Here is a 20,780-nt window from a genome sequence, read left to right on the forward strand (position 1 = left end):
GGAAACCAATGAGACACCCCGCTGGTGGGGTGCTGGTTTGGACTCACAAGGGAGTGATACGAATGGATATACCTCATTGGATTAATGGTGGCCTCTATGCGGGGCAACCTGAGGGAAAGATTGAGGTTGATGACCCGGCGAGTGGTGAGATTCGCGGGTATTTGTTACAGGCAAGCCGTGAAGATCTTGACTACGCGGTAGGGGTTGCTGTTAAAGCTCAAAAAGCTTGGGCTCGTACCTCGTTGGCTAAGCGTACCGAGATCATGTATCGGATGCGTCAGCTTGTTTTGGATCATCAAGACGAGATCGCTAAAGCGATTGTGGCTGAGCATGGTAAGGATTATTCGGATGCTATCGGGGAGATCCAGCGTGGGCGGGAGACCCTTGATTTTGCTTGCGGGATTAACGTCGCTTTGAAAGGTGAAACCTCGTCGAATATTTCCACCGGGGTAGATATTCACACGCTACGCCAGCCCCTGGGTGTTGTTAGCGGGATTTGCCCGTTTAATTTCCCGGTGATGGTGCCTATGTGGATGCACCCGATTGCTATTGCTACCGGGAATGCTTTCATTTTGAAACCCGCACCGGCCACGCCCTCGGCTTCTCTTGTGATTGCGCGTTTGTATAAGGAAGCCGGACTGCCGGACGGGGTCTTCCAGGTTATTTCCGGGTCGAATGATTTCACGATGGCTATGATTGACCACCCGGATATTAGGGCTGTTTCTTTCGTGGGTTCAACCCCGGTTGCGAAACTGATCCAGGAGCGTGCGGTGCGCGCGGGTAAACGTGTCCAAGCATTGGGTGGGGCTAATAACCACGCGATTGTGATGCCCGATGCTGATATCGAGTTCGCTGGTAAACACCTCTCAGCAGCGGCTTTCGGCGCGGCAGGTGAACGCTGCATGGCCCTGCCCGTTGCTGTCGCGGTGGGTGGGATCGGTGAAAAACTAGCGAAAGCAGTCAAAGAACACGCCGAGCTTATCCGGGTGGGTTACGGCCTGGACGAAGGCGTCCAAATGGGCCCGGTTATCAACGCCCAATCAAAACAACGCATTATTGATGCGATCAATGATGCCGAAGAAAAAGGCGCGAAAGTCATTCTTGATGGCCGCACGCTTCGCGTGAGCGGGCACGAGAAAGGGTATTTCCTCGGCCCAACTATCTGCACGCACGTCCCCCAAGACTCCCTCCTCTACAAGCAAGAAACTTTCGGTCCCGTCCTGGCAATCGTCGAGGTAGACACCTACGAAGAAGCCATCACTCTTGTTAATTCCTCGCCGTATGGCAACGGGGCAGCGATCTTCACGAATGATGGTGGTCTGGCACGTCGTTTCGAACTGGAAGTTGAAGCTGGCATGGTCGGTATCAACGTCCCCATCCCCACCCCCGTGGCCTACTACTCCTTTGGCGGATGGAAAGACTCTCTCATGGGAGATACCCATATCCACGGGCCCGAAGGCGTGCGCTTCTACACGCGCGCGAAGGCCACCACGGTGCGTTGGCCTTCCGAGGGCACCTATGAAGCAACAATGTCGTTTGAACGCACCGAATAAACAATAAGGTAAGGAAGTGATGGACATGGTCGTCCATGATGTACTAACAATCGGACGCTGCGGCGTCGATATCTATCCCCTACAAACTAATTGCACCCTCGAAGAAGTCACAACGTTCGGGAAATTCCTGGGAGGATCGCCTACTAACGTTGCGGTAGCAGCAGCACGCCTGGGAGAAGACTGCGCCACCCTCACCGGGGTAGGTGATGATCCTTTCGGGCGGTGGGTCCGCCTGGAAATGCGCCGGCTCGGCGTATCAGATGAATACGTGATCGTTGACGATACCCTGAACACGCCTGTTACTTTCTGCGAGATTATCCCACCCGAACATTTCCCGTTCTTCTTCTACCGTGAACCCTCCGCCCCTGACCTCCAGATCAAGGACAGTGATCTGGATGAAGACCAGGTACGCGAGGCTAAACTCTTGTGGGTATCCGGGACGGGCCTGTGCGAGGACCCCTCGTATTCCACCCATATGAGCGCGCTTGCCATGCGGGGGCGTAAAGACCATACCGTTTTCGATATGGACTGGCGTCCAATGTTCTGGGAGTCAGTTGATCTGGCACGTCAGCGTTATGCGGAAGTTCTTGAGTATGCGACAGTCGCGGTGGGTAACGTGGAAGAATGTGAAATCGCGGTCGGGGAAACTGATCCACACGCGGCTGCAACAGCACTACTGGAACGCGGGGTCCAGATCGCTGTGGTCAAGCAAGGCAGCAAGGGCACCCTCGCGAAATCGAGCGCGGAAGAATTCTTTATCCCCGCGATGAACACGACCGTGGTCAACGGGGCTGGAGCCGGGGATGCTTTCGGTGGGTCCCTTGTCCACGGGCTTTTACAGGGCTGGAGCCTGGAGAAAACAATCCGGTATGCCAACACTGCCGGCGCGATCGTGACCTCGCGTATCGAATGCTCTACCGCGATGCCCACCCAGGATGAAATCGAGCAAGTACTGGCCGCTAACCACACCGACGCGCTACTCGATACACCCAAATCAGTAGAAAGCAACCAGTAACCATGGATATTGCCAGGCTTATTGCAGGACGGCGTTGCCCGGGCACTGCTCACCAAGCCTTGCTCACACGCGAGCAACCCGCCAGCCTCCTACCCAATGGGAAATTCCTTATCATGGCCGCTGACCACCCCGCCCGGGGCGCGTTCGCGGCTGGCGCTAACCCCCGCGCTATGGAAGACCGTTTCGACCTGCTCGCACGCCTGTGTGACGCGCTTGCCGTGCCCGGGGTTTCCGGCCTGTTAGGAACAGCCGACATCATTGAAGACCTCGCACTCCTGAGAGCCCTGGACGGCAAATGGGTATACGGGTCCATGAACCGGGCAGGACTGGCCGGCGCCGCGTGGGAACTCGATGATCGTATCACGGGCTATACGGCCAAAGGGATAGCTAAAGCAGGCCTGCAAGGAGGGAAAATCCTGCTCCGTATCGCCTACCAGGAAACACAAACCGTTGGCACGTTAGAGATGGCCGGGAAAGTAGTCACCGACCTTGCCCGGCGCCAACGCATCGCCATGGTCGAACCCTTCATCTCACGGCGTGAAGGCAGCCAGGTCGTCAATGATGTTTCTACCGATGCTGTCACCCGCTCGATAGCAATCGCTTCAGGTTTGGGGGCTAATAGTTCCTACACGGTCCTCAAACTCCCCGATACCCCAGACCTGGAACGCTTCGCTCGGGCTACTACCCTACCCATCGTTATCCTCGGCGGGGAAGTCAGCAACGACGCTGCTAAAACCCTGCACAGGTGGGCTCTCCTCTTGGAGATCCCTAACGTGATCGGCCTGGTCATTGGCCGGTCATTGCTCTATCCACAATCAGGCGACGTTCAAGGCGCCGTGGCCAACGCCGCCCAGCTTCTCTCCTAGAGAAGCCCACATATCCAAGGAGCACTCATGACTCTCACAACAGGAGGCCTCCTCGGTATCGCTCTAGCAGCGATAGCCGTTTTACTCTTCCTCATCATCGTATTCAAAGTCAACGCCACAGTTGCGCTTATCCTCGTATCAGCTCTGACTGCTATCGCTACCGGAGTCCCAGTCAGCGAACTATTCGATATGCTGCTCACCGGGTTCTCAGGCACCGTTGGCAAACTCGCTCTCATTATCGGGTTCGGAGCAATCATCGGGCGTATGCTCGAACAATCCGGAGGCGCTGAAGTACTCGCCCAAACCCTGCTACGTTGGTTCGGTGAGAAACGAGCACCCCTCGCCCTCTCGGTAGCCTCGCTCTTGTTCGGCTTCCCGATTTTCTTCGACGCCGGGCTCATCGTCATGTTCCCGATCATCTTCTCCGTTGCCCGCCGCCTGGGCGGACCAGTCTTGCTGTATGCCCTACCAGCAGCCGGCGCATTCCAGGTCATGCACGGACTCATGCCACCCCACCCCGGACCAGTAGCCGCCGCTACCACAATGAACATCAACATCGGGACCGTGCTCCTGGTTGGTTTGATCGTCGCGATTCCCACCTGGTACCTGGCCGGCTACCGCTTCGCATTGTGGCTCTCCAAGCGGTTTGATGTTCCCATCCCTAACGTTCTCGGATCGAAAGAATCCGGGCGTGAACTACCCGGGAAAGAACCCGCCTTCGCGACCGTTCTCTTCATCCTCATGCTCCCGATCTTGTTGATTACCGGTAACACGGTCACCAGTACCCTTCAATCAGCTGGAATCATCCCGGAAAACGCTGCCTGGGCAAGCGCCCTGAAATTCTTCGGTGAAACCGCTGTCGCCCTGTTCGTTACCGCACTCGTAGCTTCAATCATTTTGGGTTATGTACGTAAAGTACCCTGGAAGAATATCGATAAGATCAACGACGCCGGGTTCAAATCAGTAGCCGCGATCGTCATGGTCGCCGGTGCTGGTGGCATGTTCGGTTCCGTGTTACGCGAAACCGGTATCGGTACCGCGCTTGCTAACACGCTAGCCGATCTTGGTATTCCCTTGCTCCTGGCTGCCTACCTTATCTCCCTGGCACTACGAGTCGCGCAAGGCTCAGCAACCGTGGCCATCCAAACCACCGCGGCCTTGCTCGCGGCTACCGTGTCGGGTGCCGGACTCAATGACATCCAAACCGCGCTCGTCGTGGTGGCGATGGGAGCAGGATCCTTCTTCGCTTCCCACGTCAACGATTCCGGGTTCTGGCTAGTAGGTGGCTTCCTGCAAGTAGATACGAAAACGAATCTGAAGATGTGGACCACGTTCACCTCAGTAATATCCCTCGTATCCTTCGGTTTCTGCTCCCTGGTCTACCTCATCGTCTAGAAAACTCAAACTCACAAAACCACGTGTACGCACCCGCGGGCTGGATCTACACCCACCACGGGTGCGTACATGTTTAACTTCCTCACGCACCCCCCTGAATGAAATGCTTCCGTGGGCGTCAAGCACGAGTTAAATCCGCGCGTCTTACGCGATTGTCAAACGCAAGTTAAAACTGCACGCCTAGCGCAATACGAATTGCATGCCTAGCGCAAGGAAAATGCACACCCAGCGCAACCAAAACTGCACCCCCTCACCGAACAGGCAATCTCGCCCGGCGCCCAAGCATCCCTACCGATACCACCACTCAACACTCGCCGGCGGTCGGCGTTACTGCCACCCCACAGGCCGACCACTGGCCGGGTAACCGTGTCAAAAGTAGGTGGATATATTGTCGAAGAAGCTACTGGACTCCTCGTCTAAAAAGTCAATGAACTCCAAGTCCAAATACACGAAAATCCCACGTAGCTGGCGGAACTATGACGCGGGACATCACATAGTGCCCCCGGCAGGACTTGAACCCGCGACCGATGGATTATGAGTCCACTGCTCTAACCTGCTGAGCTACGGGGGCAGCGCGTAAATTCTAACAGCTCCTAATTGGTCTGAGCCCCAATCATCAGGCTCATCTTTCACATCCAAGAAAACAGGTAGAATACAAGGGCGTTCCGGCCTTTAGAGTGCGTCAGACCGGAACGCCCAGCTTTTGAAAAATAGAAACTTGTCGGCTAAATCTATGCGCGTACGTCGCGCAGCAGCGTCGCGATTTTCTCCGAATCCTCCGCACTCAACGGGACCTGCGGGGCACGCATCAACGGCGAGCACTCCACCCCGCACAAACGCACACCCTCCTTAATCGCAGCAATGAAAATATCACCAATCTCATACACCGCAGCCAAACGCGTAATCTTTTCGAGCTCCGCAGCCGCGCGCGTAACATCCCCGGCCTCATACGCCGCATGCATCGCCGCAAACACCTCCGGAATCAAATTCGTCAAGCCAGAGAGCACCCCGGCCCCGCCACACACCCGATTCCCAATGTAATACTCATCAAAACCAGAAAGCACCGCGAAATCCGGGCGCACCTTCCGCACCTCGCGAATCACCCGCCGCGTATGACTCTGGGTATCCACCGTATCCTTGAGCGCCACAATATTTTCGTGCCGGGCAGCCAGCTCAGCCACCAATTCCGGAGTTAAATCCGCACCCGTGCGCTCCGGGAAGTTATAGAGCATAACAGGAAGGGCCGTCGCGCCCGCAACAGCGTCATAAAAATCAAGCGCCCGCCCGTGCGAATGCCCGAAATAGAACGGCGGGAGGGCCACCACCCCATCCACACCAGCCGCCTCAGCAGCCGCGATATTCTCCAGCACCTCACCCAAACGCGCCGCGCTCACACCGGCCAACACCTGGAAACGCCCCGCGGCCTGCTTGACCGCGAACTTCAAGAACTCGGCCTTCTCCTCAGTGGAGAAAGAGAAAAACTCCCCAATCGAGCCGAAGAAGAGCACCCCGTTGAGCCCGGACTCGGCAAGACGATCAATATGGGCAGCCATCGCCGGATAATCAATCGCACCCGAATCGTCGATCAACGTGACCGACGGGCAATACACACCAGAAAACATTCCAACCCCTTCCAGGTTTGGGCAAATAAAAGCTACCCATTTCCATGTCTCACGCATCATTGCGACTTACTTCGAACGATAACAGGAGGAATGCGAATCCATACCCGCGCAAAACACTAGAAGACAATAAGTACCGTAGGAAACATCGCTGACCGGCGCGCTGAATCATTGAACACGCCGGCCAGCGATAGCCCTACGTTAGGACCAATTCAAATTATTGAATTTACACTACAACAGGAAGAGTCCAAGACCCCAAACCAGAACTAGCCCAACAATGGAGATCAAACATGTCATCACTGTCCAGGTCTTAAACATCTCGGGAAGAGTGAACCCGAAGTATTCCTTTACCAGCCAAAGGCCCGCATCGTTTACGAAGGAGAAAATAAACGACCCAGCACCGATTGCAAGGACAAGAAGACCTGTTTGGATCGGATCATAAGCAAGCGCAGTGGCTGTCGGCTCCAGAATGCCGGCCGTAGTAATGGCCGAAACGGTCGAGGATCCTGTAGCCACACGCACGAACACCGCAATCACCCAAGCGATCAAGATGATCGATATATTTGTGTTTTCTACAAACTTAGTGATCATATCTCCAATGCCGGTATCAATCAGAAGGTTCTTGAAACCGCCACCAGCTCCGAGGATAAATACAATTCCAGCAATGGGACGTAACGATTTCCCGGCTTCATCGTTGAGCTTTTCCCACGGGTACCTTGTCGTAACGAAAAGCGTGAGAGATGCAAATACCAGTGAAATCAGAAGGGCAATCTCGGGATTCCCGATAAACTGCAAAATCTGAGCACCCATTTCCTTGGAATCGTGAAGGTCAGGGCGGACCATCATGATAATTGAAGTGATCAAGAGAAGAATGGCCGGCATGGTGACACAAAGCAGAGACAACCCGAAGGAAGGCTTACGACGACCTTCAACACCGTCCTCTTTATCCGCCATAGCGAACGTGTCCGGCGCACCACGCGGCACGATACGCGTCGAGTACTTCGCGAACAGCGGTCCGCAGATAATAACGAGAGGAATAGCAAGGACAATGCCCATACCCATCGTGATACCCATGGAACCATTCTCAAAGGTTTGGAGAGCGGCGGTGGGCCCGGGGTGTGGAGGAACGAGTGCCTGCATCGCACAAAGGCCCGCCAGGGCTGGCATCGCGATCATCATAAGGGGCATCTTAGATTTCCGCGTAACCATGATGATCACCGGAGCCATGATGATCAGTCCAACATCAAAGAACAGGGGCAACCCAATAAGAGACCCGATGAGAGCCATAGTCCAAGGGAGCATCTTGCGAGACGACTTCGAAATCAGAACGTCAACTAAAACGCCGGTCGCTCCCGTTACCATCAAAACCGCACCCAGCATTGCACCGATACCGACTAAGATACCGACACTTTTAGTGGTGTCTCCAAAGCCGTCAAGGAAGGCGTGGACGGTGTTCATCAGCCCGAACCCGGACCCAATTCCGGTAATCAGGGCCGCAAGCATAATCGCGAGGAAGGGGTGAACTTTCGCCCAGCTAACCAAAATAATGAGGATGGCAACGCCGGTTACGATACTGATGAGAAGCGCTGCCGGGTTAAGACTTACTTCCGGGATATCGCGAGCGAAAGGTAAAAGTCCCTGGGGTATTGAGCTTTGTAGCTGACTCACACCTACAAGTAAAGCATTCATCTATATTTCCTTTTTCTGACGAGTGCAGCGTCCGCACTGCCGCACGCGGGGAATCCAAATGGATTACCAATAGCAAGCAGCGACAGCTATTTATTTAGCCCGCGTGCGGCAGTGGAACGTGGTTTTCCCGGGAGAATTAGCCTCGGTAGAGGTACTTTTCAGCGGTTGCCTGAGTCATCTCAGCACCGTTGCCGGGAGCCGTTTGCGGCATATAGTTGCCATTCTTGATAACTGTCGGGTGCACAAAGTGTTCATGTTGGTTATCAACGTACTCAATCAACCGGTTCTCCATAGTTCCGGATACCGCGACGTAATCAAACATCGCAAAGTGCGCCACAGCTTCGCATAGGCCAACGCCGCCAGCGTGCGGGCAGACAGGCTTATTAAACTTCTTGGCAAGCAGGTATTCGATAACCAGTTCCTGCGGGCCCGCAACACGGGTTGCATCAATCTGCATGATTCCAAACGCATTCATTTGGAGATACTGCTTGAACATGATCCTGTTCTGCATATGTTCGCCAGTTGCTACAGGAATCGGATTAATAGCGCGTGCAATGGTTGCGTGTCCCACCACATCATCCGGCGAAGTCGGCTCTTCAACCCAAGCCAAATCGAAATCATGGAATTCGTTAATCCAAGAAATCGCATCAGGAACGTCCCACACCTGGTTAGCATCAACAGCCAACTTTACATCGGGACCAATCGCTTCGCGAGCTAACCCAAGACGCCGAATATCATCCTCGACGCGGCGCCCCACCTTCAGCTTGATAAGCTTAAACCCTTTTTCTTGAGTCTCTTCCTTACACAGCGAGACCATCTTTTCATCTGAGTACCCTAGCCAACCCGCGGCAGTGGAATACCCGGGGTAGCCATTTTCAAGAAGGTTGGCAATTCTTTCTTGCTTACCACGCTGACCGTCCTTTAGGAACTCAATAGCTTCTTCAGGACGAAGCGCATCAGAAAGATAACGGAAATCAAGAGTTGCGACCAACTCTTCCGGTTCCATTTCACCCAGCAGGCGCCACAGAGGCTTTCCAGCACGCTTGGCTTTAATATCCCAAAGCGCTGAGAGCAATGCACCGATAGCCATATGCTCCACGCCCTTCTCGGGACCAAGCCACCGCAGTTGGGAATCCCCTACGAGCAGATCCCACGCGAGTCGCATATTGTCGAGCAGCTCTTCAACATTACGCCCGACGAGCGTGTGAGCCATAGAGTTCATTGCCGCGCAAACAACATCATTTCCACGACCAATGGTGAACACAAACCCAACACCGATAATTCCATCATCAGCATCAGTAGAAATCTCCACATAAGCCGACGAGTAGTCAGGGTCGGGATTCATCGCATCCGAGCCAGAGAGCGTGTTAGATGTGGGGAATCGAAAATCGTACGTTTTTACGCCGGTAATCTTACTCACGAGTAAACTCCTTTGTTTTAGTTACCCACCGTGGAAGTTCCACGTCATGAACCCTAGTCCCATTTGGGGAACTATCCTAGGACCTTTTGCGACCAAGATTTGCACCCAGTGCGTAAAACTGCACAAATACGCGGGTTTAGTATTTAGGTATGACACCCTTCACACATTCTCATAATCTCGCCAAAGCTACAGGAAATAATAATTTCAGGTTCAAAACAAATGCGGGGCGACTCTTCCCGCATGACTTTGAATCGTTTCCGGTTCCTCAAGGCTCCTTACGAGAGGAGGCGCACAAGCAACAGTCAACCATCTACAATTGAGTTCCATAAAATGGAACTGGTGGTCCGTATCGATCTAGAAGAAGGTTCTTCTCTTGAGTACCAAACAGAGCCCGAGCGCAGCCGATAAAACTCTCATTGTTCTTCAGGCAGCACTGCAACACCCCCGTTTTACCGACATCGTTAACGCGACCGGCCTGGCAAAATCTAGTGTGCATCGCCTTCTCCAAACTTTGGTGAAGTACGAGTTCATTGCGGTAAGCCCTGACGGAAACTATTACGCCGGACCGGCTGCTTTGTCACTCGCCGCAACAGCATTCGAAAGAATCGACATCTCTCAACAAACGAAACCCTACATCCGACAACTTGCCCGCGAAGTTGGGTGCCAAGTGCACATTGGGGCGAGGAACGGTAAAGATGCCGTTTATGTTGCCATACAAGAAACTGATACCCCGTACCGCATACCATCACGAATTGGGGATCGGCTTCCTCTCCATTCAACTTCAATTGGTAAGTGTTTCCTCGCCGAGGAAGAGGATGAGGCGATCATTCGTTACGTGGCAGAGATGCAACTCCCTAAACATACACCCCGAACTATTTCGACAACCGCTGAACTGATAAAAGAAATCGACACAGTTCGTGACCGCGGGTTCGCTATTGACGACGAAGAGAATGTTCCCGGAATTCGATGTGTTGCCGTCCCTATTCGCAACCATCTTGGACGGGTGAACCATGCATTATCAATCACGACTTTAACATTGGAGAAAAGCATGGACGAAGTCATTGCCTTGGTTCCTCAAGTTAAACAAACCGCAGCAAAGATCTCGCGTTCTCTTGGTGCTAAAGAATCCTGAGAATAATCAACCGAGTATTTGGAGTGAACTACCCCAGCTCCATGCGCTCCTCACATGTGCGGCGCTGCGCCTCGAGTTCCATGAGGCGGGCGAAGTGCTGCTGGTAGGCGGCATCTTCCGGATTGGTGCGCTGGAGCGCGGAACGCACGTCCTCGATTTGGCGTAGCACACCTAGCCGAATGAGCGCGAGGGCAATCCCCCACACATAGTGCGGGAGGCGCTGCACATCGGTCTCCGGGAGCGGCTCGGCGGCGAGCTGGGAAATCACTCCGGCTAGCTCCGGGCCACCGGCCGCAATCACCGCCTCCACGTAAGCGGCACTCGCCTGGGGCTCGGCGTGTTCTACGTCCATACCCGCGCCGGTCAGCTGCGCGAAGCGCTCGGCAAATACTCGGGTTCCGCCCGCCGCCCGAATCGCCGTATGAATGGCGTGGTGCACCGGATGGGTGAACGTATGCGGAGGCAGATTATCCATCTCCGCCCGTGCCGCAAAAGCCGGAAGCTGAAGATAAATCTCCAGCGCAGCCCGCTCGACTTTTTCGGTAGGGTCACGCAGCTGCGACACCGGCGGCAAGGTCGCCGCCCGGTGGGTACCGGCATCGGCCGCACTCCCCTGCACTGTACCCGTCCTTTGCGCTGCCGCCTGGTACGACGGCGCATTCCCCGGCTGCACCGCGACTCCCGCCTGCTGCGCACCGCCGGCCGCTAGCGCCCTCGGGGTGTGCTCGCTGGCTGCCTCCAGCACCGCGCGCGCCTGGGCTCGCCCCTGGCGCCCGGCTTCCGCCACCGCCTGGCGCACCACGTGCTCATCCATGCCGAGCCAGCCGGCCAGATTCCGGGTGTATTCCCCGCGCAGTACCCGATCTCTAATCCCCGCCACAATCGGCGCGCTCACCCGTAGCCCGGCGCTGCGGCCCTCCGCGGTGGTGAGCGGAAGGTCCTCAATCAGGGAGCGAATCGCGAATTCGAAAAGGGGGCGCCGCCCGGCGATTACCTCGCGCAGCGCCTCATCCCCGCGCTGGAGCCGCACATCGCAGGGATCCAGATTATCCGGCGCAATCGCCACGTAGGTTTGGGTGGCGAAAGCCTGATCTTCCCCGAAAGCACGCAAAGCTGCCTTCTGGCCGGCACTATCGCCGTCGAACGTAAAAATAACCTCGCCGCCGTAAGCCTTCCCGGAGGAGAGCACCACCCCGGCGGCCGGATTGGCGCCGTCGCCCAAAAGCCGCCGCACAATTTTGACGTGCTCCGCCCCGAAAGCTGTACCACACGTTGCTACCGCCGTGGTGATTCCGGCCAGGTGCGCGGCCATGACGTCCGTATAGCCCTCCACGATGACCACGGAACGCGAGGTCGCGATCTCCTTTTTCGCGAGGTTGAGGCCGTACAGCACCTGCGATTTTTTGTAGATCGGTGTTTCGGGGGTATTGAGGTATTTCGGGCCGCGGTCATCCTCCCCGAGGCGGCGCGCCCCGAAGCCGATAGGTTCGCCGGTGATGGAGAAAATCGGCCACATGAGCCGCCCGCGGAAACGGTCGTAGAGCCCGCGGTTGCCCCGGGTGGCCAGGCCCGCCGTTTCGATTTCCCGGTCGGAAAAGCCGTGGCTGCGCAGGTGCGTATAGAGCGCGTCCCAGGAGTCCGGGGCGTAGCCGCATTCAAAATGGTCAACGGCCGCCCGCTCAAAACCACGTTCGGCCAGGAGCGTGCGGGCCGGGGCCGCCGCCGGGGTATCGAATTGGGCGCGATAGAACTGCACGGCAACCCGGTGCGCATCGATGAGCCGCCGCTTGGACGGCTCCCCCGGCCGCCGTTCACGCGCGCCCTCGTAATGCAGCTCGATTCCGGCGCGCCGCGCCAGCAGCTCAACCGCCTCCACAAAATCAATACTTTCGGCCCGCTGCACGAAAGCGAAAACGTCGCCGCCTTCCCCGCAGCCAAAGCAATGCCAGCGCCCCAGGTTCGGGCGCACGTGGAAGGACGGAGTTTTCTCGTCATGGAAGGGGCACAGGCCTTTGAGGGAGTCCACCCCACCGGGGCGCAGGGCCACGTACTGGGAGGCGACGTCGTCGATCCGCACCGCGGCGCGCACCCGATCGATGTCTTCCCTTTTGATGAGCCCGGCCATGCCGCCTAGTCTAAGCGAGCCCGCCGCGCAGCGCACGCTCGAACCGTTTCACGCGCTCACCGCGTTCCGCACGCGCGAACCGCGGCGCACGCCGGGGCCGCGGGCGCCGGAACATCAGTGCCGGAACATCAGTGCCGCAGCATCCCGCACAGGTGCGCGTGCCACTGCCGCGCCGAGAGATCGGTGAGCGAAGCAACCTGGTCAATCACCAAACGCAGCCGCGCGTCCTTATCGCTGCTCGCCCACAATTCCGCCAGATGCGGCTCCAACTCATCCGGATTCTCCAAGAGCGCCTCGACGAGGTCGAAAATAATGGCGCGCTGCTCCACGTAATGCGGTTCGTGTTCGCGCGGAGCCATAACATAGGCCACCGCGATCCCTTTGAGAACCGTAATTTCGGCAAAAGTTTCTGGTGGTACGACGACGTTACCGTTGTAGCGCACCAATTTGCCATGCCCGGACTGCGCCCAGGTTGCCTGGCATACGGCGGAAACAAAACGGCCGATGAGGTCGGAGGTGAGGTCCTTCATGCGGGCAAAATCACGGTAGTTGCCACCGAAGTGCACCGGCCAGGCTTCTTCGCGCAGCAGGCGGTCAAGCGCATCAGAAAGCTCGCCCGCGCTCGGTTCGCCATACCAGGCCAGGGTATCCTCCACGACTTTCTGGCGCTCCCCCGGGTCGGTCAGGCAGGACGGGTCGAAGAATCCGCGGGCGATCGCATCTTCAACATCGTGGACGCTATAGGCAATATCATCGGCCAGATCCATGATTTGGGCTTCGACGCAGCGGTTGTGCCCGTGTTCTCCGTGGATCCACTCGAAAATATCAGCATCATCGCGGTAGTAATTGAATTTCGGGGTGCCGCCCGGGCCTTCGTTATTACCCCACGGGTATTTGATCACCGCATCCAGGGTGGCGCGGGTGAGGTTGAGGCCCGCCGGGCGCCCAGTGCGGGTAGTGCGTTTCGGTTCCAGGCGGGTGAGGATGCGCAGGGTTTGGGCATTGCCTTCGAAACCGCCGATCTCCTCCCCCACTTCCGCGAGGGCCCGCTCCCCGTTGTGCCCGAAGGGCGGGTGCCCGAGGTCATGGCACAAACACGCGGTTTCCACGATATCCGGGTCGCATCCAAAGTTTTTCGCCAGCGAGCGCCCAATTTGGGCCACTTCGAGGGAATGGGTGAGGCGGGTGCGCACAAAATCATCCGATTCAGGCCCGAGCACCTGAGTTTTCGCGCCCAGGCGGCGCAGCGCCGAAGAATGCAGCACCCGCGCGCGGTCGCGTTCAAAATCGGTACGCGAACGGGATTTGGGTGGTTCATGCACCCAGCGCTCGCGGTCATCCGGCCCGTAAACTTCGGCCGCCCCAAATAAATCCGTCACAGCTAGAGGGTACCAAGCCCGCGGGCGGTGCGGTGGCGGCGAGCGGTGCGGTCGTGACGGGCGGGGCACCGGGCCTGAGGCAAGCGCCGCGGCGTGGTTGGTTTAGCCGCCGGAAATATCGAGTTCGGCTTCGTGGATTCGGGCCGCTTGCTCCGGGGTAAGCTCGCGCGAATCGAGCCAGCCATCGGGAAGATGCGGGCGTTTTTCCCCGCCTGCGCGCCCGCGTTTACCTTCCGCAGCCGCCGGATAAGGCTGATCCAAGTCCAGGGCCTGGAGGCGTTCGTGGAGTTCCTCCAGGGTGGAGACCAGCCCCAGCGAGTGGCGGGTTTCCCCACCCACCGCGAAGCCCTTGAGATACCAGGTGATGTGCTTGCGCAGCTCCCGCATGGCTTTATTTTCGCTTCCGAAATGCTCCACCGAGAGGCGGGCATGGCGCTCGATCATCGCGGCGACTTCGCGCAACGTGGGGCGGCGCTGGGCGCTAGCCCCGTGCATGAGAGCAGCCAGATCATAGAAAATCCAGGGCCGGCCCTGGCAGCCGCGCCCGACAGCCACCCCGGCGCAGCCGGTATGGGCGCGCAGCGCGGCGGCATCTGCGGCGTCGAAAACATCACCGTTACCAAAGACGGGCAGGTCCGTGGAGTCTACGAGCTCTGCAATAAAATCCCAGTTCGCGTGGCCGGCGTAATGCTGCGCGGTGGTGCGCGCGTGCAAGGTGAGCCCGGCGACCCCGTAATCTTCGGAGATGCGGGCCACGTCCCGGAAAGTTTCGTGGGCGGCGTCGATCCCGATCCGGAATTTCACGGTGATGGGTACGGCGTGATCGCGCCCGCGGTTCGCGGCGCTCGCTGCTGCGGTGGCCTCTCGCACGAGGTCCTCGTACAAATCCAGTTTCCACGGCAGGGCCGAACCGCCCCCTTTGCGGGTGACTTTGGGGGCCGGGCAGCCGAAGTTAATATCGATGTGGTCCGCGCGGTTTTCCTCGATGAGGAGCCGCACCGCCGCGGCCACCACCTTGGGTTCCACCCCGTAGAGCTGGATGGATCGCACCGGATCGCTCGGATCGGGCTGGATCATGGTCATGGTTTCCGGGGTGCGTTCCAGCAGTGCCCGGGAGGTAATCATTTCGCACACCCACAGCCCGGCTGGGGCGTAGGAGCCGGGCGCGTGGGGTTCTGGGGAGGGCGCATCCGGTGCACTGCTGGCCATCGCGCGCCGAATTCCCGCTTCGGCTTCTTCACGGCAGAGCTGGCGGAAAGGCGGGTTGGTCACGCCGGCCATCGGCGCGAGCATGACCGGCGTGGCCAGAGTCAGATCGCCCAGCTGAATCGCCGGCCATGCGGCATTCTCCGCCATATGCTTCCCTTCTTCCCTTCCTGCGTCATGGATGAGGGTACCGCACGGCCAGCAGCGAGAGTTATTCCGTGAGCTAAACACCCAGCTATATGACCTGCATCACGGTAGGCTGCAAGTGAACTCGCCAGAGTTCCCAGGCAGATTGCGTTCTTCCCGCACCGCCCACGCCGCGTAGGGGCCAAACTCTCCGGCCGTGGCTGGGAAGTAGGTGTCACCACCACACGTGAGCAGTTAGCTTCGGCTACCTGGCCTCGGTTCTACATTTTCTATCAGGAAGGCACACCACATATGGCCGAGAACAAGAATGTTCAGGATCTCCTGAACGCCACCGCATTTGATTCCCATAACGATAAGCTCGGCGGAGTAAAGGAGGTATTCCTTGACGCCGAGACGGGCCAGCCCTTCTTCGTGGAAGTGGGCCACGGGCTCTTCGGTATGTCCTCCAGTCTCGTTCCGCTGCGCGGTTCGCACCTCGAGGGTGAAGAACTCCACCTGGCTTTCGTCAAGGATGCGATTAAGGATGCCCCTGATTTCGATGTGGAACAGGGCATCACCCCCGAAGAGCAGGACCGCCTGCTCGCCCACTACCACCTCACGGATGCACGCGAAGGTGACCGGTACTCCACCGAGGTTCCGCCGGTAGGTGCCGGTGTACCGGAGACGGCCGGCGGCGCTTCAGAGGGCACACCCCGCACTGCGGCCGAGCATCCCGCCCCGGTAACTGACGCGGATGATCATTCCGTGGTTCGTTCTGAAGAGCGCCTCAATGTTTCTAAGGACAATGTGGCGACCGGTACCGTGCGGCTGCACAAGTACGTTGTGCATGACACCGAAACGGTGGAGGTGCCCGTGACTCGCGAAGAAGTGCGGGTGGAACGCACCCCTATCAAGGAAGGTGAAGAGTACGTTGGTGAAATTTCTGAAGGGGGCGCCGCTGTCACCCTTCATGAAGAACGCGTCAATGTAGAGAAGGAAACCGTACCCGTTGAGCGGGTATCTCTCCATAAGGATGTCGTGCAGGATACCGAAACGGTCTCCGAAGATGTAGCCAAGGAACAGATCGAAATCGAAGATAAAACGGGTCGCTCCACCAAGTAGTAGGCTCGTGAAAAACCTGGCCTGCTAGGCAGACAGCCAGGCAGGAACGTGAGCCGCGCAGGCACGTCAGCCGCGCAGCGAAGCTAGGGAAAGAGGAAGAATGGCTGAGGTAACCGTCCGCGACATTATGGATGCCACCGCTTATGACCGCTCCGAAGCGGAGATTGGGCCGGTGCGCGAGGTTTTTCTCGATGATGCCAGCGGGCAACCCACTTTCGCTCTCATCGGGCGGGGATTATTCAATCTTCGCTCCGCCCTGGTTCCGCTGCGCGGTTCGCGCCTGGTTGAGGGCAGGCTCATCCTCTCGGTTTCCGCAGAAGCAGTGGCCAGCGCTCCGGCCTGGTCGGTGGAGGACGGCCTGACCGAGGACCAACAGCAGCGTATTTACGAACATTTCGCCCTCACCGATATTGCCGACGGCAAGGAGCACGCTACTGACGCTTAGGAACCTGCTTTCCGCAGGAACCAGATCTCCAAAGGAACCCGGTCACCAGCACATCTCACCGCTGCTTGGCCACATAGCGCCGGGCAAGATTGCCTGTTCGGTGAGGGCGTGCAGTTTCGGTTACGCTAGCCGTGCAGTTTTAACTTGCGCTTGACAGACAGCATGTTAAGGGCAAAGAACCAGGCGAAGAAGATACACATGCCCCGTCATACTGGGGCACCGCCGGTCTGGTAAGCGCTCTGTCACCATAGTCAAACCTGGTAATCAGAAGCGCCCCCCTTGTGTCCGATAACGACAGGCAGGACGTAATAAGCTAAATTTGAGGTGTGGGAACTGACATGCTCGTGACACGCGGAGCACTGGCGTACCGGGAATTTCTCGCAGCGAACCGTAAATTTGGAACTCTATTCCAGTCAGATTTCCGGATCTGCCGCGAGTAAACAACCAGGTCAGGCAGGCTCTTCCCCGCGTACGTGGGGGTAATTCTGGATTCAGGAAAAAGTGGTACCGGCGCTTAAGCTCTTCCCCGCGTACGTGGGGGTAATTCCATGGGTAAATGATTGGAGTGAGGGCGCCGAAACTCTTCCCCGCGTACGTGGGGGTAATTCTGATGATCCTACACGCAGCGCAACCCCTCACGCCTCTTCCCCGCGTACGTGGGGGTAATTCCGGCCTGGCATAATCCCGAGGGGTAGTGAGATCCTCTTCCCCGCGTACGTGGGGGTAATTCCAAGGAGTTGCGCCTCGATCTGGAAACAGCAATCTCTTCCCCGCGTACGTGGGGGTAATTCCGCCATCGAAACGGTTAAGGGATTCTTTAGCGACTCTTCCCCGCACGAGCGGGGGCAACTCCGCTGCTACCCCACACCACTCACCTAAAGTAAACGACGTGCAATTTCGTTTGCGGCAGATTGGTAACTTCACCAACCCCGAGATCTACAGCTTCAAGCCGTGCCACTCATTGCGCGGAAACGCTACCGCACCAGCCCTTCGCGGCGCCGTGCAGCAGACATCGCCCGCTGCGCCTCCCGGTCCGCCTCGCGCCGGCGGATTGTTTCGCGCTTATCCCATTCCTGCTTGCCCTTGGCCACCGCGATTTCCAGCTTGGCCAGCCCGCGCACGAAATACAGCTCGAGGGGCACAATCGTATAGCCCTTCGCCTCGACCGCCCGCGCCAGCTTCTCGATCTCCGATTTGTGCAGCAGCAGGCGGCGCTTGCGGGTAGGCGCGTGATTCGTCCACGTCCCCATCGCGTAAATCGGGATATTAATCCCGTGCGCGTACACCTGCCCGCGATCCACCTCAATCCAGCCGTCCACCAGCGAAGCACGCCCCATGCGCAGCGCCTTCACCTCGGTCCCGGATAGCGACATCCCCGCCTCAAAGGTGTCCTCGATGAAATAATCGTGGCGCGCCTTCTTATTGCGCGCGATCACCTGATGCGCATCGGCCGCGGCTTTCGCCTGCTGGGCCGCGCTCAGCTTTCCTTCTTTTTTCTTCGCCACGCGGGCTTCTCCGTTCTAATCCTTGAGTTCGCGCTGGTCAGTGATGAGGAACCATACAAAAATCAGGGTTCCTGCCAGCAGCACCACCGCCGGCGCGCTCACGTCCAGCAAATGATCGGTGAAGAACGACGGCGCAGCTGCCGCATCGGTATTCACCGTCAAGGTGATAATCAATCCAATAACAAAAGTAGTCACGCCGGTAGCTACCCCGGCTACCGCGATTCCCCGCCGCGTGGCAATCGTATTAATCATGCGGCGTACCATCGCCAGCACAATGAGCGCCGCGAAACCGACCGCGAAAAGCAGCGTTCCCACCGCGTAAGGCGAATCGGTAATAGCAGCCCGATCCCACACAAACCAGGCAAGCACCAATCCCAGCACCCCTGTGAGCACTTCGTAGGCGGTGGCTTTGCGCTGCCCGCGCGCGTAACGCTTCTCTAATTGCCGGCGCGAATACTCGCTCACATCAGTTTTCTGCTTCTTCTTCGCCGGCACGGATGCTTCCGCGGAGGCCGAAGCACCTGCGCCCGCGCCAGCCGAAACTACCTTCTCGGTTTCCCCGGGCTGGGTAGCGGCACCGGGCTGACTAGTCGTCCCGGCCGCCCCAGCCGCCCCGGGCTGGGCAGCTTCCCCGGCCGGCTTCTCCGCACTAGGCAAGCTGCCCGGCCGTTGCGGCGTCGTCGTACTAGAAACGCCCGGCGCGGTGTCACGTACGGTTGAGGCTGCGTCGGTGGTGGGAGCGGGATCGGTTGAGCCGTGTGCTTGTGTCATGACATCCTCTTCGTCAACTTCGCGTCAGGCCCCTCCTGGCGCCGGGCCATTCGGCCGCGGCGAGGCGAACGGGTACGCCGCGCTATTCGTAGAATCCGGGCAGGGACATCGGGTCGATGACCACGCCGTCCTGCCACACCTCAAAGTGTACGTGGCAACCGGTGACCATGCCCGTCATGCCGGTCCAGCCGATCACATCGCCCTGGCCCACGCTCTGCCCCACGGATACATTGAAGCCGGAGAGGTGGTTGTAGACCACCACGTAGGACGAACCGTTGATATAGCCGAGGTTGAGAATGACCTGGTTGCCGTGCGTGCCGTTGCCGGAGGCCGGGCGCACCGCCGCGACCACCCCGGCGGCCGCCGCGTATTGCGGATTACCGCAGGCAGAACGCAAGTCCACGCCCTCGTGCATCCACCAGCCGCCGTCGAAGGGATAGACCCGCATCCCGAAGGGCGAAGTCACGTACAGCGGGGCCGGAACGGGCGGAATGAGCGCGCCCGAAGCTGCCGGGGGCGCCGCCGGGGCACCTCCCCCACCGCCCTGAGCTGCCGCTTCCGCGGCGCGCCGCCGGTTTTCTTCATCAATGCGCGCGATCTGCGCGGCGGTATCATCGCGGGCCGCGTTCATGGCCGACAGCGAGTTCTGGAATTCCCCGCGCCGGGCCTCCAAAGCCTGAGATTGCTGGGTGACGGAAGCTTCCAGGTCCGCGAGCTCCTTGGTGCGGGCCGCGGCCTGCGCTTCTTTCGATTTCTTTTCCGCCACCGCGGCATCGGCCTGGCTCTTGAGCTGGGAGATCTCCCCTTGCACGGCCTTTTGCCGCTGGGCGCGGGTCCGGTTCGCGGCCGTTGTTTGGGTGACGTCGGTGAGAGTTTGGGATTGCACCCGGGTAATCGCCTGGTTCGCGGAGAGCGCATTGAAGAAATCCGCGCTCGACTTCGCACCGATCAGAAGCTCCACGGTGGAAACCCGGTTATCGCCGCGGTATTCGGAACGCGCAATCTCGCCGAGGTTATCGCGCGTTTCGCTCAGTTTCTTCTCCCCCTGGGCAATCGAGGTGGTGATGGAATCGAGCTCTCCCTCGGCCGCGTCCAGGCGCGCACCGATCTTTTCCTGTTCGCGCTGGGCTGCTGCGGCGTCGTTCTGCGCCTGCAATAACGCGGCCTGCGCCCCGGGGACCTGCGCCTGCGTCTCCTGCAGCTTGAGGTAGACGTTCTGCAAATCCACGTCCACGCCCTCGAGGGAGGAACGCAGATTCTCAATTTCAGCTTCCTGCTGTTCTTGCTGGCGGACGAGGTCGTCGCGGTCATCGGCACGCGCCGGCGTCGCTAACCCGGCAACGCCCAGCGCCCCCGCAGCCAGCGCTCCCAACCATCGTCTGCTCCCGATTCTCACCGGTTCACCTTTCCTA

General features: G+C 58.4%; 16 protein-coding genes, 1 tRNA gene and 1 CRISPR repeat array. Of the genes, 7 read left to right on the top strand and 10 right to left on the bottom strand.

Annotated elements, in window-relative coordinates; all coding sequences use genetic code 11:
* Nucleotides 1-62: 62 nt before the first annotated feature.
* The 4 genes from CYJ17_RS07915 to CYJ17_RS07930 are packed head-to-tail and all read left to right on the top strand — an operon-like array spanning nt 63 to nt 4,829.
* Nucleotides 63-1,553 carry a CoA-acylating methylmalonate-semialdehyde dehydrogenase gene (locus tag CYJ17_RS07915; RefSeq protein WP_087070643.1) on the top strand — a complete coding sequence of 497 codons (1,491 nt, stop codon included), beginning with the start codon at nt 63-65 and terminating at the stop codon, nt 1,551-1,553.
* 25 nt (nt 1,554-1,578) lie between these two features.
* Nucleotides 1,579-2,568 (top strand): 5-dehydro-2-deoxygluconokinase, encoded by a 990-nt coding sequence (gene iolC / locus CYJ17_RS07920; RefSeq protein ID WP_087071188.1) that lies wholly within the window; start codon nt 1,579-1,581, stop codon nt 2,566-2,568.
* A gap of 2 nt (nt 2,569-2,570) precedes the next feature.
* On the top strand, nt 2,571-3,434 hold the full coding sequence (locus CYJ17_RS07925; RefSeq protein WP_087070642.1) for a Cgl0159 family (beta/alpha)8-fold protein: 864 nt from the start codon (nt 2,571-2,573) through the stop codon (nt 3,432-3,434).
* Between the two features lie 27 nt (nt 3,435-3,461).
* Nucleotides 3,462-4,829 (top strand): GntP family permease, encoded by a 1,368-nt coding sequence (locus CYJ17_RS07930; protein ID WP_087070641.1) that lies wholly within the window; start codon nt 3,462-3,464, stop codon nt 4,827-4,829.
* Nucleotides 4,830-5,326: 497 nt separating this feature from the next.
* Here CYJ17_RS07930 and CYJ17_RS07935 read toward each other — a convergent pair.
* The 4 genes from CYJ17_RS07935 to CYJ17_RS07950 form a co-directional block, all read right to left on the bottom strand.
* Nucleotides 5,327-5,400, bottom strand: a tRNA-Ile gene (locus CYJ17_RS07935).
* Between the two features lie 160 nt (nt 5,401-5,560).
* Entirely contained in the window at nt 5,561-6,451 is an 891-nt protein-coding gene (locus CYJ17_RS07940) for a dihydrodipicolinate synthase family protein (protein ID WP_087070640.1), read from the bottom strand.
* Between the two features lie 228 nt (nt 6,452-6,679).
* A complete protein-coding gene (locus CYJ17_RS07945; protein WP_016442581.1) occupies nt 6,680-8,137 on the bottom strand; it encodes a GntP family permease in 1,458 nt (485 codons plus the stop codon).
* 136 nt (nt 8,138-8,273) lie between these two features.
* A complete protein-coding gene (locus CYJ17_RS07950; protein WP_087070639.1) occupies nt 8,274-9,557 on the bottom strand; it encodes an enolase C-terminal domain-like protein in 1,284 nt (427 codons plus the stop codon).
* 373 nt (nt 9,558-9,930) lie between these two features.
* Here CYJ17_RS07950 and CYJ17_RS07955 point away from each other — a divergent pair, with 373 nt between their 5' ends.
* Complete coding sequence (locus tag CYJ17_RS07955; protein ID WP_087070638.1) at nt 9,931-10,689, top strand: IclR family transcriptional regulator; 759 nt, start codon at nt 9,931-9,933, stop codon at nt 10,687-10,689.
* A gap of 28 nt (nt 10,690-10,717) precedes the next feature.
* Here the strand turns inward: CYJ17_RS07955 and dnaG are convergent, their stop codons facing one another.
* The 3 genes from dnaG to dusB form a co-directional block, all read right to left on the bottom strand.
* Nucleotides 10,718-12,814, bottom strand: coding sequence for a DNA primase (dnaG, locus tag CYJ17_RS07960; protein WP_180948680.1), 2,097 nt, complete (start codon nt 12,812-12,814; stop codon nt 10,718-10,720).
* A 128-nt stretch (nt 12,815-12,942) separates the two neighbouring features.
* Nucleotides 12,943-14,193, bottom strand: coding sequence for a deoxyguanosinetriphosphate triphosphohydrolase (locus CYJ17_RS07965; RefSeq protein ID WP_087070636.1), 1,251 nt, complete (start codon nt 14,191-14,193; stop codon nt 12,943-12,945).
* A gap of 102 nt (nt 14,194-14,295) precedes the next feature.
* Entirely contained in the window at nt 14,296-15,549 is a 1,254-nt protein-coding gene (dusB, locus tag CYJ17_RS07970; RefSeq protein ID WP_087070635.1) for a tRNA dihydrouridine synthase DusB, read from the bottom strand.
* A gap of 288 nt (nt 15,550-15,837) precedes the next feature.
* Here dusB and CYJ17_RS07975 point away from each other — a divergent pair, with 288 nt between their 5' ends.
* Both CYJ17_RS07975 and CYJ17_RS07980 read left to right on the top strand, forming a co-directional pair.
* Nucleotides 15,838-16,647, top strand: coding sequence for a YsnF/AvaK domain-containing protein (locus tag CYJ17_RS07975; protein WP_087070634.1), 810 nt, complete (start codon nt 15,838-15,840; stop codon nt 16,645-16,647).
* Nucleotides 16,648-16,747: 100 nt separating this feature from the next.
* Complete coding sequence (locus CYJ17_RS07980; RefSeq protein WP_087070633.1) at nt 16,748-17,092, top strand: PRC-barrel domain-containing protein; 345 nt, start codon at nt 16,748-16,750, stop codon at nt 17,090-17,092.
* Between the two features lie 458 nt (nt 17,093-17,550).
* Nucleotides 17,551-17,883: a CRISPR direct-repeat array (repeat unit 28 nt; unit sequence CTCTTCCCCGCGTACGTGGGGGTAATTC).
* Nucleotides 17,884-18,066: 183 nt separating this feature from the next.
* Here the strand turns inward: CYJ17_RS07980 and smpB are convergent.
* From smpB to CYJ17_RS07995, 3 genes are all read right to left on the bottom strand, one after another.
* Nucleotides 18,067-18,597 carry an SsrA-binding protein SmpB gene (smpB, locus tag CYJ17_RS07985; protein WP_026429507.1) on the bottom strand — a complete coding sequence of 177 codons (531 nt, stop codon included), beginning with the start codon at nt 18,595-18,597 and terminating at the stop codon, nt 18,067-18,069.
* 15 nt (nt 18,598-18,612) lie between these two features.
* Nucleotides 18,613-19,368 carry a YrzE family protein gene (locus CYJ17_RS07990; RefSeq protein WP_087070632.1) on the bottom strand — a complete coding sequence of 252 codons (756 nt, stop codon included), beginning with the start codon at nt 19,366-19,368 and terminating at the stop codon, nt 18,613-18,615.
* 82 nt (nt 19,369-19,450) lie between these two features.
* On the bottom strand, nt 19,451-20,764 hold the full coding sequence (locus tag CYJ17_RS07995; protein ID WP_234984490.1) for a murein hydrolase activator EnvC family protein: 1,314 nt from the start codon (nt 20,762-20,764) through the stop codon (nt 19,451-19,453).
* Nucleotides 20,765-20,780: the final 16 nt, after the last annotated feature.

The organism is Actinotignum timonense (assembly GCF_002860685.3).
GTDB classification, from domain to species: Bacteria; Actinomycetota; Actinomycetes; order Actinomycetales; family Actinomycetaceae; genus Actinotignum; species Actinotignum timonense.